The sequence below is a fragment of the Ruegeria sp. AB8 genome (assembly GCF_056542605.1).
Genome location: NZ_JBQGAB010000006.1, coordinates 159501 through 176157, shown reverse-complemented (window position 1 = coordinate 176157; position 16657 = coordinate 159501). Strand labels below are relative to the sequence as shown.

Annotated in this window: 20 protein-coding genes and 1 tRNA gene; 11 read left to right on the top strand and 10 right to left on the bottom strand. The window is 55.4% G+C overall.

The features are described from left to right. Positions 1-8: 8 nt before the first annotated feature. From ACR0CG_RS08430 to ACR0CG_RS08405, 6 genes are all read right to left on the bottom strand, one after another. A complete protein-coding gene (locus ACR0CG_RS08430) occupies positions 9-545 on the bottom strand; it encodes a GNAT family N-acetyltransferase (protein ID WP_170615047.1) in 537 nt (178 codons plus the stop codon). Then, positions 542-1150 (bottom strand): LysE family translocator, encoded by a 609-nt coding sequence (locus ACR0CG_RS08425; protein WP_480524069.1) that lies wholly within the window; start codon positions 1148-1150, stop codon positions 542-544. The genes ACR0CG_RS08430 and ACR0CG_RS08425 overlap by 4 nt, the downstream gene beginning before the upstream one ends. Positions 1151-1246: 96 nt before the next feature. Continuing rightward, positions 1247-1516 (bottom strand): 50S ribosomal protein L27, encoded by a 270-nt coding sequence (gene rpmA / locus ACR0CG_RS08420; protein WP_010440093.1) that lies wholly within the window; start codon positions 1514-1516, stop codon positions 1247-1249. 11 nt (positions 1517-1527) lie between these two features. Further along, positions 1528-2145, bottom strand: coding sequence for a 50S ribosomal protein L21 (locus ACR0CG_RS08415; RefSeq protein ID WP_321252996.1), 618 nt, complete (start codon positions 2143-2145; stop codon positions 1528-1530). 206 nt (positions 2146-2351) lie between these two features. Then, positions 2352-3152 (bottom strand): DUF2059 domain-containing protein, encoded by an 801-nt coding sequence (locus tag ACR0CG_RS08410; RefSeq protein ID WP_480524068.1) that lies wholly within the window; start codon positions 3150-3152, stop codon positions 2352-2354. Continuing rightward, entirely contained in the window at positions 3152-3994 is an 843-nt protein-coding gene (locus tag ACR0CG_RS08405; protein ID WP_480524066.1) for a DUF2059 domain-containing protein, read from the bottom strand. The genes ACR0CG_RS08410 and ACR0CG_RS08405 overlap by 1 nt, the downstream gene beginning before the upstream one ends. Positions 3995-4117: 123 nt before the next feature. Here ACR0CG_RS08405 and ACR0CG_RS08400 point away from each other — a divergent pair. The 9 genes from ACR0CG_RS08400 to ACR0CG_RS08360 all read left to right on the top strand — a co-directional run bounded on the left by ACR0CG_RS08400 (position 4118) and on the right by ACR0CG_RS08360 (position 12748). Further along, a tRNA-Ser gene (locus ACR0CG_RS08400) sits at positions 4118-4207 on the top strand. Between the two features lie 349 nt (positions 4208-4556). Beyond that, positions 4557-5081: a hypothetical protein gene (locus ACR0CG_RS08395; RefSeq protein ID WP_170615052.1), complete on the top strand. Its 525-nt coding sequence runs from the start codon at positions 4557-4559 to the stop codon at positions 5079-5081. 273 nt (positions 5082-5354) lie between these two features. Next, a complete protein-coding gene (locus tag ACR0CG_RS08390) occupies positions 5355-6230 on the top strand; it encodes a branched-chain amino acid ABC transporter permease (protein ID WP_480524131.1) in 876 nt (291 codons plus the stop codon). Between the two features lie 2 nt (positions 6231-6232). Continuing rightward, positions 6233-7330 (top strand): branched-chain amino acid ABC transporter permease, encoded by a 1098-nt coding sequence (locus ACR0CG_RS08385; protein WP_480524064.1) that lies wholly within the window; start codon positions 6233-6235, stop codon positions 7328-7330. Further along, positions 7327-8091, top strand: coding sequence for an ABC transporter ATP-binding protein (locus ACR0CG_RS08380; protein ID WP_480524062.1), 765 nt, complete (start codon positions 7327-7329; stop codon positions 8089-8091). The genes ACR0CG_RS08385 and ACR0CG_RS08380 overlap by 4 nt, the downstream gene beginning before the upstream one ends. Beyond that, positions 8088-8861 carry an ABC transporter ATP-binding protein gene (locus ACR0CG_RS08375; protein ID WP_480524060.1) on the top strand — a complete coding sequence of 258 codons (774 nt, stop codon included), beginning with the start codon at positions 8088-8090 and terminating at the stop codon, positions 8859-8861. Before ACR0CG_RS08380 ends, ACR0CG_RS08375 begins: the two co-directional genes overlap by 4 nt. Before the next feature lie 4 nt (positions 8862-8865). After that, positions 8866-10752 (top strand): AMP-dependent synthetase/ligase, encoded by a 1887-nt coding sequence (locus ACR0CG_RS08370; protein WP_480524058.1) that lies wholly within the window; start codon positions 8866-8868, stop codon positions 10750-10752. Positions 10753-10781: 29 nt separating this feature from the next. Next, positions 10782-11942, top strand: a complete 1161-nt coding sequence (locus ACR0CG_RS08365) for an ABC transporter substrate-binding protein (RefSeq protein ID WP_480524056.1) — start codon at positions 10782-10784, stop codon at positions 11940-11942. Between the two features lie 134 nt (positions 11943-12076). Further along, positions 12077-12748 (top strand): YrbL family protein, encoded by a 672-nt coding sequence (locus tag ACR0CG_RS08360; protein WP_480524054.1) that lies wholly within the window; start codon positions 12077-12079, stop codon positions 12746-12748. Between the two features lie 112 nt (positions 12749-12860). On the opposite strand, the gene rpsI is transcribed toward ACR0CG_RS08360, so the two are convergent. Then, positions 12861-13346 carry a 30S ribosomal protein S9 gene (gene rpsI / locus ACR0CG_RS08355; protein WP_170615060.1) on the bottom strand — a complete coding sequence of 162 codons (486 nt, stop codon included), beginning with the start codon at positions 13344-13346 and terminating at the stop codon, positions 12861-12863. 6 nt (positions 13347-13352) lie between these two features. Further along, positions 13353-13811, bottom strand: coding sequence for a 50S ribosomal protein L13 (rplM, locus tag ACR0CG_RS08350; RefSeq protein WP_039536983.1), 459 nt, complete (start codon positions 13809-13811; stop codon positions 13353-13355). A 242-nt stretch (positions 13812-14053) separates the two neighbouring features. On the opposite strand from rplM, the gene ACR0CG_RS08345 reads away from it, so the two are divergent. Next, positions 14054-14419: a nuclear transport factor 2 family protein gene (locus tag ACR0CG_RS08345; protein ID WP_480524051.1), complete on the top strand. Its 366-nt coding sequence runs from the start codon at positions 14054-14056 to the stop codon at positions 14417-14419. A gap of 3 nt (positions 14420-14422) precedes the next feature. On the opposite strand, the gene ACR0CG_RS08340 is transcribed toward ACR0CG_RS08345, so the two are convergent. Beyond that, positions 14423-15826 carry an aminotransferase-like domain-containing protein gene (locus tag ACR0CG_RS08340; protein WP_480524049.1) on the bottom strand — a complete coding sequence of 468 codons (1404 nt, stop codon included), beginning with the start codon at positions 15824-15826 and terminating at the stop codon, positions 14423-14425. 99 nt (positions 15827-15925) lie between these two features. Here ACR0CG_RS08340 and ACR0CG_RS08335 point away from each other — a divergent pair, with 99 nt between their 5' ends. Then, the gene (locus tag ACR0CG_RS08335) at positions 15926-16153 is read left to right on the top strand and encodes a DUF1127 domain-containing protein (protein WP_170615063.1); all 228 of its coding nucleotides are present in this window, start codon (positions 15926-15928) and stop codon (positions 16151-16153) included. Between the two features lie 59 nt (positions 16154-16212). On the opposite strand, the gene ACR0CG_RS08330 is transcribed toward ACR0CG_RS08335, so the two are convergent. Then, entirely contained in the window at positions 16213-16656 is a 444-nt protein-coding gene (locus ACR0CG_RS08330) for a PaaI family thioesterase (protein WP_170806327.1), read from the bottom strand. Position 16657 lies beyond the last annotated feature (1 nt).

Genomic DNA, 16657 nt, shown 5'->3' with positions numbered 1-16657 from the left:
GCCACAAGTCAGAGTTTTTTGCTGTATGTCCAGGTGGGCACATTCGCGTCGCGCGCCACCGAATAGCTTTCCGCATCACCCAGATACTGGAACCCGCAATGTGTCAGCACCCGGGCCGAAGCCGGATTGTCCTGAAACACGCTGGCGAACATGGTGGCGTTCTCGAGCGGGTTGGCATTGACCAGGGCCTCGACGGCCTGAGAGGCGATGCCAGTGTTCCAATACAGGGGCGCGACCCAATATCCGACCTCGGACTGATTGCGATCCAGCCGCATCAGTGAGATCACACCGATCAGCTCAGGACCGCCGTCCTTGGTGGCGTCCATGGCCCAGACATCCTCGTCGCGGTCGTCAGCCATTGAGCGGGTCACAAATGCCTCGACCGAGCCGGGCGGCAACGGGTGCGGGATCGACGTCGTCATGCGCGCCACGCGTTTTTCGCCTGCATAATACTCGATGAGACCCATATCCGACCTGCGCAGCGGGCGCAGATCGAACCGCTCGGTTTCAATGACCGGCTGATTGATTATAGTCTCAAGCTTCATGAGTTCGTTCCTCCTCCGAACAACACAAAAAATACGGACGCGACTGTCAAACTCGCCAACGTCCACATCAGATATTTTTCCACCGGGCGACCTTCAACCGCATGGGCAATTCTATCTCCGGCAAATGTCCAGATCGGGTGCAAAATCACTTGGCAGGACAATAAGCAGAGAGCGATCGTGAGCGTCGCGTCAAAACTCGACGTTCCGGCAGCAACAAAACCGGTAAACCCGGCCACGATCATTGCCCAGGCCTTGGGATTCAGCGGGTGAACAATCAGTCCCGCCCAGAACCCCGGAGCGGCTTTACGCGTAGGACCACGCGACAGACGCAAGTTCGCAATTTTCCACGCAAGCCAGCAAATATAGGCCGCTGAAGCGTATTTCAGGACTGAAAACACCAGGGGCGCCTGTTCAGCCAATTGCAGCAGTCCAAAACCCACGGGCCAAATGATCAGTTGTTTGCCCAAGATGACGCCGGCCACAAACGGCAACGCCGCCCGAAAGCCATAACGCGCACCGGTTCCGAGCAGGACCATGTTGGCCGGTCCCGGCGTACCGACCTGACTGGCGGCAAAGATCAAGAAACTGGTGGTGGCGACTGTCATCGGTTCTTGTGATCACGACTGCGTTAAAACGAAAAAGGGACCGGCATTTTCTGCCGGTCCCCCATGAATTTTTTATTAAACCTTCTGGGTTTCGGCTTACTCTGCGGCCTCCGCCACTGGCAGGACCGAAATAAAGGTGCGGTTCTTGAGGCCCTTGTGGAACTTCACGGCGCCATCGACAGTTGCAAAGATGGTGTGATCTTTGCCCATGCCTACGCCTTCGCCCGGCCAGAACTTGGTGCCGCGCTGACGCACGATGATGTTGCCTGCAATGGCGGCCTGACCACCATAGAGTTTCACGCCAAGGCGACGACCTGCTGAGTCGCGACCGTTACGGGAGGAACCGCCAGCTTTTTTATGTGCCATTCTCTCTCTCCTTAGCCTTTGGCCAGCTCTTTGGCCTGCTCAACCCATTCGGGTTTCACTTTGACCGTTTCGATAGCAGCAATCTGCTCGTCCGACAAGGCGGCCAGAGCGGCAAAGCTCTCGATACCGGCCTCGGCCAGCTTTTTGGCAGCGGCAGGACCAACACCGTTCAGCTGGGTCAGATCGTCAGCGGCAGCAGCCGCAACGGGTGCCTCTGCTTTGGCTTCAGCTTTCTTGGCAGGCTTTTTTGCCGCCGGAGCAGCTTCACCAGCCGGAACGGAACCGGTTGCAGCTTTGATGCCCGACTTGTCAGCGCCCGACGCCAGGATGTCGGTGATTTTGACCAGAGTCAGTTTCTGACGGTGGCCAACAGTACGCTTCGAGCTGTGCTTACGGCGGCGTTTGACGAACTTGATGACCTTGTCACCTTTGACCTGTTCGATCACTTCGGCCTGAACGCCTGCGCCTTCGATGAACGGTGCGCCGACAACCGGAGCGTCGCCGCCCAGCATCAGAACATCGTTGAATTGAACTTTTTCACCTGCGTCGGCAGCCAGTTTTTCAACGCGGAGCACGTCGCCCGCCTGAACTTTGTACTGCTTGCCGCCAGTCTTGAGGACCGCAAACATGCGTCTTTCCTTTTCCATACCGCGTTCTGTGGTCCCCTTGTGGGCGTTTTGGCCGAAGCCACCTCGAACAGCGCGCCCTTTTCGGGCTGTGTGACGACCTAGGGCAAAACCCTGAGGTCAAATAATAACGAGACCCGGCGCGGAGATTCCGGCCGGGATGCGCGCTTATCCATAGATTGCCCGAGAAAGTCAACACCAATGCGGTGCTAAAGATCAGATGCCCTCATCGAGTGCGCAACCGCCCTGCCCAGTTGATACGAAATCTCGTCAAACATTTGGTCAAAGCCCGTAAACAGCGCCTTGTTCAGGGCTCGGCCTGTGTCAGTACGGGAAAAGGCGATGTTCTCTCGCATCTGCGCCTCGGTCAGGGGTTGATAGGCCAGAAGAAGGAAGGAATAGAGCCAAACGGTAGCATCCTCAGTCCTTTCCTTTGTCTGCGCCAATAGCTGGGCCCAGAGTTCGGCGTCATCCTGGTTTTCTTCCAGATCAAGGCCGCGAAAGAAAAAGAAATCAGCGCTGAGAGAGTTCTGAACATTCTGATTGATCAGGTCATTGACCTGAATGTACTCATCCACCAACTTGAAGAACTTGTCGTCGCGGGGCTCATTTTCATACGCGTGCCGGGCCATCTCCTCGATCGTTTCGTCCGAGATTGCATCCCGCGCCGAGTTTTCCAGTGACACCACAGTTTTGCCGACAGCGCTTTCGAAAAACAGAATAGCCTGATCCATCTGAACGCTGGTCAGATTCTCGGTCAGGGCCGAGGTTATCTGGGACTGCATCCAGACGGTGTCGTAAATATCCTCGACTTGCGCTTCCAGGAATGAGCCGCCCTTTTGGTCCAGATGGGTTTCATCCAGTTCCTGCCGGTGCGCCTGACCTTCCTTCCGAAGGATCTCCATGATTTGGCTCAGCTGCAATGCCTCGGCAAGTTGATCCACCTTTTCGGATGCAGCGACCGTTCCGCATGCAAACAGTCCAATAAGTAATCCAATAACAAGACGCATCAGATATCCTGAGCTGGATGCAATTCTGCCATCCGGGCCGCCAGAATTTCGAATTTCATGGCCATGATTTCGTATTGGATTGCATTCAGCAGCTCATAAACTTCCTGCATTTGCGGATGCTCCAGAGCTTTTGTGTAGGCTTCGACATCCTCGTCCGAGAAGTCCTGATAAGTATATGCGGCGCCTGCCAGAGCCGACAATTGCATCGCCTGACGCATCCCACTTTCGTTACGGCGCAGCATTTCCCGCAATTCATCGGCGCTGAACTGCAGGTCGATAACTCCAGACGCGCTGGCCGCCAAAAGAAAGCGCAGTTGCACTTCCTGCAGCGCACGAAGGGCGGTTCCACTTGAATCGACGGCACGATTCATGCGCTTCAGGGTTTCGACCCTGTGCGAGCCGTCTTTGACAAGCTCTGAAATGATCTCCTGCCCCTGTTTTTGTTTGTCGTCCTCGTCTTCGTACAGATGAGAGGCATTTTCAGCCTCGACAAGCCGTCGGCCGAGGTCCGACGCATAAAACTCTACGGCGTGGTTCAACGAGTCGTCGCTCAACGTCTGTTCAAGGATTGATACGGCGATTTCGTGCATATCCTTGAGGTCAAAAACTTCTTCCGCCAGGCGCGTCCAGTCCGATCCGAACCCCTCAGGATCGATACCAAGCATTTTGGGGGCTGACGCCGACGTCAGAGCTATACTTTCCAGCGCAACATCAAACCCGGTCGTTGTCAGGAAGGCCTCAATCCGGTCCCTGCTGGCAGCAGAAGGCGATTGCGCCATAGCTGCCACCGCAATCAACGGCATCAGCACGGACAGAAGGACGTTTCGAACAAGCTTCATCATGAGTAAGAGCCTAGGTGATTTAGAATGACAGGCAATGGAAAATCAGTCCAATTCGAAATTCGGGAATTTTCCGCTTGCACCCCTGCGCGTTCCTCACTAAATCCCCCCCTCACAGACCCCCGCGGAGAGGTGCCGGAGTGGTCGAACGGGGCGGTCTCGAAAACCGTTGTGGGTGCAAGCCCACCCAGGGTTCGAATCCCTGTCTCTCCGCCATACTCCCCACAAGTATTGTTTGAGCCGACTTAGGAGGTTGGTGCATCGGCGTGTTGTGGCTTTTGTCGCGTTAACATTCGCCTGTACGCGGTTGAAAGAAGACAAAATCATTGCCTGAAAAACATGAGAGTGTTTCTTTCTAAACAGCCCGACGTCAATCACCGGATCGGTCTATTTCAAAGAAGCAACGCCTAATAACAATGCGGCGGCACATTCTTGCCGCTGTTGCACGGTCGGATCAGCGTGCAGTGGCCCAAGATCCGAATTTGCAAAGAAATCCAGAGATTTCCCCCTTTGCCCAAGGGTAGATTTGACCCATCTCGACCGAGTAGAATTGAAGGAGACACTCATGTCGCGCACTTTAATTATCGGAATCGCCATCGCCGCCATTGGCGCAGGCGCCTATTACATCCTGAACCAACCCGAGCCGACACCGGCAGAACAGTTGCAATCGGCCGCCGAGGATGCAGCCGACGCGGCCAGCGAAGCTGCATCCGCCGTGCAGGATGCCGCCAGCGAAGCGCTGCAAAACGCAACGGAGCAGGCCAGTGAAGCCGCCTCATCCATCTCGGATCAGGCGGCAGAGCTTGCCGAGCAGGCCGGACAGACCGCAACAGACCTGGCCGATCAGGCCGGCGAGCAGGTCGCATCGCTGAGCAGCGAAGGCCAAGAGTTGCTTTCGTCCTGGATCGAAGAAGGCGCATTGACCCTGCAGAACTTTGACTATGACAAGATGGTTGCAGCGGTTCAGGAAAGCACTCTGACTCAAGACGTCAAGACACAGACGATCAAGATTCTGGATGAAATCAAGGCTTCGCCGGAAACGATTGCTTTGAAAATTCAGGAACTGCAGCAGCTGTTCACGCAGCAATAAATCTGATGGGGTCGGTTTCCGGACCGGCCCCCGTCTTGCATTATCCAACAATGCACTTGTTCCCATTTTCCCAAGGCCCTCTGCGGAGAATGAGCGCTGGAAAAATGAAATTTCAGAAAGGCTTATCTCGGGAAATTTTGCCGTCAACCTACTAATGCCGCGAAAAAAGAGTGACGAAACGGTGATTATCGCGCCATAGTATTCTCAAGCCGCGGCGTCCTTTGAACGACCGGGCACCAATGATTCCGGACATACCGGACGTGGGAGGTGATTTTGGACAACGCGCAGTTGCTGGTCAGCGGGTTGGCAAACGGATGTGTCTACGGTCTGATCGCGCTTGGCTTTGTGCTGATCTACAAAGCAACAGAGGCCGTGAATTTCGCACAGGGCGATTTCATGATGCTTGGGGCGTTCGTGACCATCGGCCTGACGAATACCGAATATATGGGACTGCCTTTCTGGCTTGCTCTGCCAATTTCCTTCACGGTGATGGGCGCTTTGGGCTATCTGCTCGAGCGTCTGATTATCCGACGCCTGTTTGGCGAAAGTCAGACTGCTGTTGTAATCCTGACAGTTGCTCTGGGCTTTGTCATCCGGTTCGCCGCCGGTTTGATCTGGGGGCACGAGCCGCAAACTCTGCAAAACCCTTTGGCGGGCAAGGAGGTCCGGTTCGGCGGACTGGTTCTGGGGATGGAAGACGTGGCCGTCATTGGCGTCACTTTTGTTCTGACCTGGGGTCTTTACGCGTTTTTCAGCAGAACAAAGCTCGGACTGGCGATGCAGGGGGCTTCGCAGAACCAACTGGCTGCTTATTACATGGGCATCCCGGTGCGGCGCGTTCAGGGCTTTGTATGGGCACTGGCAGGTGTTGTCGCAGCTATTGCGGGTGTTATGTTCGCCGCCAAGGGGTCGGTCGACCCGACAACAGGACTGCTTGGTATCAAGGCCTTCGCGGCTGCCGTTATCGGCGGCTTCGGAAGCTTGCCCGGCGCTTTGGCGGGTGGGTTGATTGTTGGGGTCATCGAACCGTTTGCAAGCCGTTACATCGCGGCGGGTTACAGCCAGATCGCCCCTTACGCCTTGCTTCTGGCCGTGCTGGTTTTCCGACCCAACGGATTGTTCAGCCAAGTACGTATCAAGAAGGTCTGATCATGCGGGTTGTTTTCAAAACAAGTTACTTGCAGGACATCAGACCGTGGAAGGACGGGTACCAGTTGGGAATGTACCTGGCCTTGCTTGCCATAGCCGCCGCCGCACCCTGGTGGCTGGACGATTTCTATCTTGGTGAACTGACAAACGTTCTGATCTGGGCGGTCGCAGGACTGGGATTGATGCTGCTGACCGGCCACACCGGACAGGTCAGTCTGGGTCACGCTGCCTTTCTGGCCGTTGGATGTTACGCCAATGTCATTCTGATCGAGGCTGGAATTCCGTTTATGGTCGCGTTTCCATTGGCCGGGGTTTTGACCGGCATCGCCGGAGTAACTGTTGCCATCCCTGCCCTGCGGTTGCATGGGATTTACCTGGCGATCTTCACGATGGCTTTGTCTATTCTCATGGACGACATAATAGTGCTGGCCGAACCCGTTACCGGAGGTGTCTCGGGTAAGTATTTGGGCGGGGTCGAGATTTTCGGGCATCCGGTGGATCGCTGGGCAACGCCGTCCTGGTTCTACTGGCTGGTTCTGTCAATTTCGGTTGTTGTCACATTGGGCTATATCAACCTTCTGCGCACTCCTTTGGGGCGCAGTTTTATCGCCGTGCGGGATTCCGAGGTATCCGCACAGGCCATGGGCGTGGATATCGCCCGAACCAAAATGATCTCGTTCGCCTTGTCCTGCATGGTCACGGGCTGGGCTGGCGCGCTGATGGGCATGTTTGCCGGCGCATTTAATAACGAGACTTTCAGTGTCCTGATTTCGATTCAGTTGCTGATGATGATCGTGATCGGCGGGCTTGGATCAATCCATGGTGCCTTTCTGGGCGCGATCGTCATTGGTTTCCTGCCGCAGTTCCTTTCCATTTCAAAGGAATACGTCGGGACCTTGATCGGCGGGAACACGGTTGCCATTCCGGGACTGGAGTTTGGTATTTTCGGGATGATCCTGATCGGGTTCATTCTATTTGAGCCGATGGGCATTTACGGCCGCTGGCTGAAAATACGCACATGGTTTGAGCTGTTTCCCTTCTACCGAAGAGATATGTTCAAAAGGCAGAAATCCTATCTCAGAACGGAGCGTCTGAGATGAGTTTTCTGAACTTCGAAAACGTCACCCTCAAGTTTGGCGGACTGACGGCCGTAAATGACTTGTCGTTTTCAGTTGAAAAGGGTGAGGTTTTCGCAATCGTTGGTCCAAATGGTGCGGGAAAATCTACCGTTTTCAACTTGATATCCCGGTTTTATGATCCAGTTTCCGGATCCGTCATATTCGACGGACATGATCTGCTGAGGGTTAAACCCTCTGGCGTTGCCGGTTTTGGTGTTGCGCGCACATTCCAGAATATCGAGCTGTTCGAGCATGCCACGGTCCTGCAAAACCTGCTGGTCGGGCGGCATCGGCATCGTAAAGCTAATTTACTTTCTCAGGTTCTGTTCACACCGTCCGCAAAAAGACAGGAGATTGAAAACCGTGAGAAGGTTGAAGAGATCATTGAATTCCTCGACCTGCAGGCCTTTCGCGACAAGATGATATCGGGCCTGCCCTACGGTGTCCGCAAAGTCGTCGAGGTAGCGCGGGCATTGGCCACCGAACCCGGCCTTTTGATGCTGGACGAGCCGGCATCGGGTCTTTCCGTTGAAGAAACAACAGACATGCGGTGGTGGATCGACGATATCAGGCGGCAAATGGGTATAACTGTGCTGATGGTCGAACATGATATGGGTTTGGTGTCCGGCGTGTCGGATCGGGTTCTGGCCATGGCGGACGGTGCCCGGCTGGCCCTGGGAACACCGGCAGAAGTTCAGTCGCATCCGGCCGTTATCGAAGCGTACCTGGGAAAGGCTTCATGAGAGAACCGATCCTGACCATCCGCAATGTCGAAAGCTTCTATGGCCCGATCATGGCCATACGCGGTGTATCTTTGGAGGTACACGAGGGCCAGATCGTTTCCATCCTGGGCGCGAATGGTGCTGGCAAGACGACCCTGATGAAAACCATTTCGGGTGTAATGGACCCGGAAAAGGGGCAGATCACCTTTGAAGGTCACGACATTCAGGGGGCCGAGCCGCACATCGTCGTTCGGAAAGGAATTGTGCACGTCCCTGAAGGGCGCGAAGTTTTTCCGTTGCTGACAGTGGATGAGAACCTAAGCCTTGGAGCCTATACTTCGACCGACACAACACGTGTCGAGCAGGACCGGGAACTGGTTTTTTCCTATTTCCCGATCCTGAAAGAAAGGCGGCATCAGGAGGCCGGGACGCTGTCGGGGGGGCAACAGCAAATGCTGGCAATCGGGCGCGGGCTGATGGCGAACCCGAAGATCATGCTGCTGGATGAGCCGTCGTTGGGGCTATCACCCATTTTGGTGCAGGAGATTTTTGGCATCCTGAAACGTCTGAACGAAGAACAGAACATGACAATGATGCTGGTTGAACAGAACGCAAACGCAGCGCTGGAACTGGCACATTATGGATATGTGATGGAAGTCGGCCGCATCGTCATGGACGGGCCTTCCGGCGATCTGATGAAATCCGACGATGTCCGGAACTTCTATCTGGGCGTGCAAGAGGACGGTGCGCGCGAAAACCGCCGTTGGAAGCGCAGAAAGACGTGGAGGTAGGCGGATGAATATCAGCCCCCTGCCCCCTCAGACGACGATCAACGGTGTTCAGTACAATGCAATGCCAGGTCAGCGCCCGGTTTGCGTGGATGGTTGCATCACCATCGGTCAGTTGTTCCGAAAACGCTGTTTGGAACTGGGCAGCCGGACGGCGCACCGCGAAAAGGATTATGGCATCTGGAAGTCCTACTCGTGGAATGACTACTGGAAACATGCCGAATGGATCGGGCTTGGACTGCGGAAACTTGGCCTGCAACGGGGCGAGGTCGTTTCAATCCTTTCCGAGAACCGCAAAGAATGGGCCTGGTTCGACATGGGCATTCAGGCCGTCGGTGGCATCGCCTCGGGGGTTTATACAACTGACTCGGCCAAGCAGTTGAACTATTTGATAAATGACAGCGGCAGCCGGTTTCTGATTGTTGAAAACGAAGAGCATCTGGACAAGTATCTCGAGATACAAGGCGACGTTCCCGGTCTTCTGAAGGTCATCATCCTTGAGGACGAAGGCCTGCACGATCTGGATCATCCACATTGCCTGATGGTCGATGACCTGTATGAGATCGGGAGACAGGCCGCTGCAGAAGAACCGGATCGGTTTTCGGCAGAAATTGCCAAAGCCTCTCCTCCGGATACGGCATTGCTGGTCTACACGTCCGGCACCACCGGAATGCCGAAAGGCGCAATGCTGAGTCACGAGAACATTCTGGCCGCCATCGAAGCCGGAGCGCACTCCATGCCGACCATGGCCAGTGACGAACAGCTTTGTTTCCTGCCTCTGTGTCACATTCTGGAGCGGGATGTATCGGTATTCTTCCCTCTGGCCGCGAAGTGCACGGTGAACTTCGCGGAAAGCCCGGAGACGGTTTTTGCCAACCTGCAGGAAGTTTCACCCACAACCTTCACGGCGGTTCCGCGGGTATGGGAGAAAATCTTCTCACACGTTCAGATCATGGCGCAGGAGGCTACGCCGATAGGACGCGCAGCCTATGGAATGGCCCTGAAGGCCGGCTACCGCCGCGCTGAATACCTGCTTTCCGGCAGGCCTGTTCCGATGGGCATTTCCGCGCGCTTTTGGCTGTGGGACAGGCTGGTGTTGCGAAATCTCAGGCGTATGCTGGGGCTGGATCGAATTCGGCGCGGTGGCACAGGGGCAGCGCCGATCTCGCAAGAGCTGCTGAAATGGTACTGGGCCATCGGCGTGCCGTTGATCGAAGGGTTCGGCATGACGGAAACAGCCGGGCTGGCGTCCATCAACACGCTGACAGACAACAAGATCGGTTCAATTGGCAAGGCCGTAGCAAACAATGACATCCGGATTTCGGACGAAGGCGAAATTCAGATCAAGGGGTTAAACATCTTCCAGGGTTACTGGCGCAACAACGCAAAAACGGCCGAGACATTTACGGCCGACGGCTGGCTTAAGACAGGCGATATGGGCCGCATCGACGAAGATGGCTTTGTGTCCATCACGGGACGCCTGAAAGACATCATAATCACTGCTGGCGGCAAGAACGTTACTCCGGCCGAAATTGAAAGCCGTCTGAAGTTCAGCCACTACATTTCGGACGCGGTCATCATCGGGGATCAGCGCAAGTATCTGACCGCCCTGATCATGATTGATCAGGAAAACGTAGAAAAATACGCGCAAGGCCGGAAAATCCCGTTTTCAAGCTTTGCGTCCCTGTGTGCAGCCCCCGAAATAAGGGATTTGATTGGCGCTGAAGTATCGTCGGTCAACGACGACTTTGCCCGCGTTGAGCAGATCAAGGACTTTCGCCTTATCGACGTTCTGCTGACCGCCGATGACGACGAACTGACCGCCACCATGAAGCTCAAACGGAGTTTAGTTGAAAAGAAGTACACACATCTCATTGAAAATATGTACGAATAGGCATGGTGTACGCCAAAGGGAGGATGAATATGAAGAACGTGATGAAAGGACTGGCAGCATTCGCCGCCCTGTCGGTTTCGCCGAATCTGGCGATGGCCGAAACGCAGGGCGTCACAGATAGCGAAATCGTCATCGGTTCGGTCAATGATCTGAGCGGGATCTTCGCTGCAGTTGGTGTTCCTGCCACGAAGGGCGCAAATGTGGTCTTTGACCGAGTGAACGCCGAAGGTGGCGTTCATGGCCGGACCATCCGCTTTGTCGTCGAAGACAACGGTTATCAGATGCCACGCGCCATGCAGGGCTATAACAAGCTGCTGAATCGCGACAAGGTTTTTGCCATGCTGCAATCGCTGGGAACGCCAATGAACTTGGCGGGATTCAAGCTGTTGGATCCAAAAGGGATTCCCAACGTTGCCCCTCTGACAGCCGCGCGTCAGATGTTGCAGGAGCCAATGCGCAACAAATTCACGTCCTTCTCGACCTACTTCGATCAAAGCCGTGTTGGTGTGAAGTATCTGGCCGGTCAGTTCGGGTCTCAGGCGGTGTGCAGCATGTATCTGCCGACAGACTTCGGGGAAGAAATCCTTGAAGGAACGAAGGCAGGTGCCGAAGAAGCAGGCATCAGCTTTGTCGCCGAGACCACGCACAAGCCGGATGAGACGGATTTCGTCGGCTCGCTCAGCAAATTGCGGGATGAAGGATGCGATATCGTGACGATAGCGCTTGGGGTAAGGCAGGCGATAACCGTTGTGGGCACTGCCAAGAAGATGGGCCTTGAGGATATGAAATTCCTCGGCACCTCGGCCAGCTTCCTGACCGTGGTCGCCCAGGTGCCCGGCGGCGTGACCGAAGGCTTTTACGCCGCAGCCTCCTGGCAGGACTTGTGGGCGCGGGCAGATGAACCTGCGCCCGCAGCCTTCATTGAAGAATACAAAGCGGCTACCGGCGAAGACCCGGTGGGCTTTGCGATGCTGGGGTATTCAGCGGCGGAAATGATGGTCATGGCGCTTGAAGCCGCAGGCCCTGATCTGACGCACGACAGCTTCATCGCCGCGATGGAAACGTTGGACTATCAGGACGAGTTGATCGGGAATCACATGTCATTCGGTCCCGAAGATCATCAGGGCGCCGATTCAGTCTATGTCAACGTGGTTGAAGACGGAGCCTGGAAACTGGTCTATGAGGAATAGCTCAGGGAAACTCCTTACCTGAATTCAGCAACTACGACCCGCCCGCTTGGGCGGGTCTTGCATATTGGGTGCATGGCGCTGATCTCGGCACCCGCTAAGCTTGCGCTGTCACGAAACTGTTATTATCTGGCGGTATGGCTACATCTCGAATCGAAAATCGGCTGAACCTGCAAAACTGCGAAGTCATAGCGCAGGGAAACCGTCAGTTTGTTTATCAACACCCTGACTCGCCGGACACGCTTCTGAAAATTCCGCAACCGCATACCCAGGACGAAAACGCCAACCTGGTGACGGACACCTTGTTCGACCGTCTTTTTCGCCGGTCTACGGTGTTCAAAGGGTTCTTGCGCGAATTTCATGAGTCCTTTGACCTGATGGTTCGCTATCAGAACCGAGACGAACCTATTCCGGTCTGTGAAGTCCGCGGCGTGATCCAAACCAATCTGGGTCTTGCGCTGATGTACGAGCGCATCTCGGAACCGGACGGCCAATTGTCACCCAGCCTAAAGGAGCTGGCCCAAAGCGGGCGTCTAACGCAGGAACATCTGGATTCACTGAACAAACACTTTGACATGTTGGTCGAAGAACAGGTCCTTATCAGCAACAAGAATGCTGGAAATATTGTCTATCAGTCGTACTCTGACGGGTCCGGGCGGTGGGTATGGATCGACAGTTTTGGCAGCAAGCAGATGATACCCATACGCCGCTGGTCGCGCCGTATGAACAAGCGCAAACTTGATCAGATTAGGCAAAGGTTCATGGGCCTCGCCGAAGCGGCGGTACAACAAAGCAAAGCTGAACATTAACCTGCGTTCAGACGAAACCAGCGGTTTATCACCTGCAACTGGCGCAATCGCCTGAACAAAAAAACGGTCGCAATTTCTTGCGACCGTCTGAATTCTGAATCTCTGTAGCTTATTAACGCTTCGAGAACTGGAACGAACGGCGTGCCTTGCGCTTACCGAACTTCTTACGTTCCACAACGCGGCTGTCGCGGGTCAGGAAGCCAGCGGCTTTCAGGGCGCCGCGCAGGCTGGGATCGTACAGCTGCAGTGCTTTCGAGATGCCGTGCTTGACCGCACCGGCCTGACCGGTCAGGCCACCGCCTTTGACGGTTGCGACAACGTCGAACTCACCTTCCACGCCGGCAACCTGGAACGGCTGGCGCAGGATCAGCTGCAGAACGGGACGTGCAAAGTAGACGTCCTGATCCTTGCCGTTCACGGTAACCTTGCCGGAACCCGGCTTGATCCAAACGCGGGCAACAGCGTCTTTACGCTTGCCGGTTGCATAGGAGCGACCCAGTTCGTCACGCACGGGTTCACGCACGATGACTTCTTCGGCCACGGTTTCAACGCCTGCGACGGCGCTCAGCTCTTCGAGAGTATTGATCTGATCAGCCATCGGTCATTAGCTCCGGGTGTTTTTCTTGTTCATGGACTTAACGTCCAGAACTTCGGGGGCCTGGGCTTCGTGCGGGTGCTCGGCACCGGCGTAAACGCGCAGGTTGGTCATCTGCTGGCGCGCCAGACGGTTGCCCGGCAGCATGCGCTTGACCGCCTGGGTCACGACGCGCTCGGGGTGTGCACCCTCGAGGATCTGCTGCTTGGTGCGCGATTTGATGCCGCCCGGGTGGCCAGTATGCCAGTAGAAGTTCTCTTCGCGCTTCTTGCCGGTCATCTGGATTTTGTCAGCGTTGATTACGATGACATTGTCGCCCATGTCCATGTTCGGGGTGAACGACGCTTTGTGCTTGCCACGCAGACGCATGGCGACGATCGAGGCAAGACGGCCCAGAACAACGCCCTCGGCGTCGATCAGGATCCATTTCTTGTCGATGTCTGCAGGTGTTGCAGAAAAGGTTTTCATGGCAGGATAGTCCTGTTTGATGTGAAAGACCGCCCCTGGCGGAGCGGCCCGAATTCGATGGATGGGGTTTAGACCTACTGCAATCAACGGTCAATACGTGCAAGCGTGATTTAATTAAGTAATTACAGCAGGTTAAAAAATAGGTATTATTTTACCCCAAAAAACTTGTTCCAAAATGGCCATCATTCATCACACTGATATAGTCACAGGTATGTCATGCCTTTTGGATGCGGAGAAGTCACATGAAGGAACTGACCCGGACAATAGCGAAGTATGGAGCTGCCTGGCAGGAAACTGATGCGAATAAGCGCCTTGAATTGCTGACGCAGTGCTTCGCGGAAAATGGTAGTTATGTAGATCCAACCGCTGATGTTTCGGGCCGAAAGGAATTGTGCGCGCATATTGGGAATGTCCTGAAGGATGCGAATGGCCGCGTCGACATTACCAGCAGCCCGACATCACATCATGACGTGGTCCATTTTACGTGGCACATGGTGGCGCCCGATGGCTCGGTCATGGTTGCGGGACATGATTTTGTTCATCTGGATGCACAAGAAAAAATTGCGCATTTGGCCGGATTCTTCGGGGACCCATCGCCTCTGCCTTAGCAATCAGACACTGATTTGTTCGGGTGGGTTGTCTAGCAGAGCCCGTAAGCGGTGCATCGCATCTTCAAATCGTTCAAGGGACACATGCCCGTTCATGGCAATGCGTACCGCGTTCGGGGCGCGACCATCGCGCAGTGCGAACTCATCTGCCGAGCGCAGCTGAATTCCTTCACGCTCTGCCGCGCGGCTGAAGGCTGCGGCCCGCCACCCCGATGGAAGGTTCAGCCAGACAAACGGCACGTCCGGTGCCCAGTTCAAATCGAAGCCGCCCAGTGCGTTTACCGCAACGCGCACATATTCCCCCATCCGCTTGCGCACATCCTGCGTCACCTTTCGGGTCCGGGGATCTGACAGCAACAGACGCGTCAGTTCGGCCAAAGGCTGTGCCAGGCCAAAATATCCGTATTCTGCCGAACGGCGCAGATCCACGCTACGCTCCCTTGGTGCGATGGCGAACCCGACCCGCAGAGCCGGTGTCAGAATTTTCGAGATCGAAGAAACGTGCCATCCCCTTTCGGGCGCCAACGCGCGATAGCTTGGCTCGCGGGCGTCCCCCATGCGATAACAATCGTCCTCGATAATCTGAACGTCATAGCGGCGGGCGACCTCGACAATCTCTTTTCGGCGTTCCAGTGGCGTGTGTGACCCGGTCGGATTTTGTACTTCGGGCGAGACGCAGACAGCCTGCGCCGGGGTCTGGCGCAAAACATGCTCCATCGCGTCCGGATCAATTCCCCACCGGTCCATTTTGACGCCGACAACTTGCGCGCGCATCAACTCTCCGGCCCGGCGGAACCCGGCGTAAGACAAGTCTTCGACCAGAACGACCGGCTTGGGGCCACGCAAGATAGTCTGAAACACCAGGCACAGCCCGTTCTGTCCGCCGTGTGTCAGTACAATATCATCATGGGTCAATGCGCCCAGCGGAAGATCTGAAAGCCAGTCGACCACCGCCTGACGCATCGGCTTGTACGCGTCACGCGTTGGGTAGTTCAGGAAAAGGCCGGGATCGGACTGAGCCACCTTCTGTAGGCATTCCCGGATCAAAGCCACCTGCCCTGCATCGGCCAGGCGCGGGCTGAACAGACTTACATTTGCGTTGTACTTGTCATCCCGCAAATGCAGCTGCCTAGCCCAGACATCGTCCAGAATGGGCGATTGTGGCGGGGCTACAAATGTACCACGCCCGACCTCGGCGTGTAGCAAGCCCTCGTCCGTCAGAATCGTATAAGCGCGTGCAACAGTGCCGGGCGTGATCTGCAGTCGATACGCAAGCTCGCGGACCGGAGGTAGTTTCGCACCAACTTCCAGAATATTGTTATCAATGGCTTTTCGGATTGTGTCGGCCACCAATGTATACTTGGGACCTTTGGATTTCGGCAATGACTCTGGCCAAATTGTATCCATTACAATTCTTCCTTTGATTTTGACACAATCCTGAATGTATCAAGTACATGTACCGAACATTTACGCTTTGTGTCAATACAATTTGAAAGGAACCATGACATGACACGCGCAATGCACAACCCCGCCCTTATGCTGCTGACCGACAGCCCCCGGCTGCCGCTGATCGCCGCGCTGGCAGTGCGGTTTGCTGCGACGGTCACCAAATGGGAACAACGCCGCCGCAGCCGCGTCAATCTTGGAAAGCTGGACGATAAATTGCTGCAGGATGTCGGTTTGACCCGGCATCAGGCCTATCGCGAAACCAAACGCTATTTCTGGATGAACTAGAGATCCCCAGTCCCATTATTGGGACCTCTTCCCTGGCCGGGGCATGCCCCCGGCCTTTTTTATCCAAAAGCGGCCGCAGCCGATCCTTCCGGCGGAAGAGAGTATGTCATGCTGGCCCGCGCGACGGGTTTGTCCGAGCCTTCTGAAAACATCAGAACATCACCGACAGCCAATGTCCGCCCCAGTTTCAGCAAACTACAATGTGCAATCATGTCCGCGCCGCCATCGGGTTTGCGCAGGAAATCCATTGAAGCGCTGGTCGTAACCGCCAAGGCCTGCCGCCCTTTTCTGGCCAGAACCATCGCGTAGACACTGACATCGGCGAGCGCAAAGATGGAAGGGCCCGAAATAGTACCGCCGGGCCGAAGGTGCCGGTCAGCAACAATCAGGCGCATTTTGACCGAGTCGTCAGACAATTCCTCGACCATGAAATCCTCGCGAACCTGCGGAAAGACCTGCGCCAGATAATCAGACAGTTCTTTTTTGTTCAGCGCCAACGACATA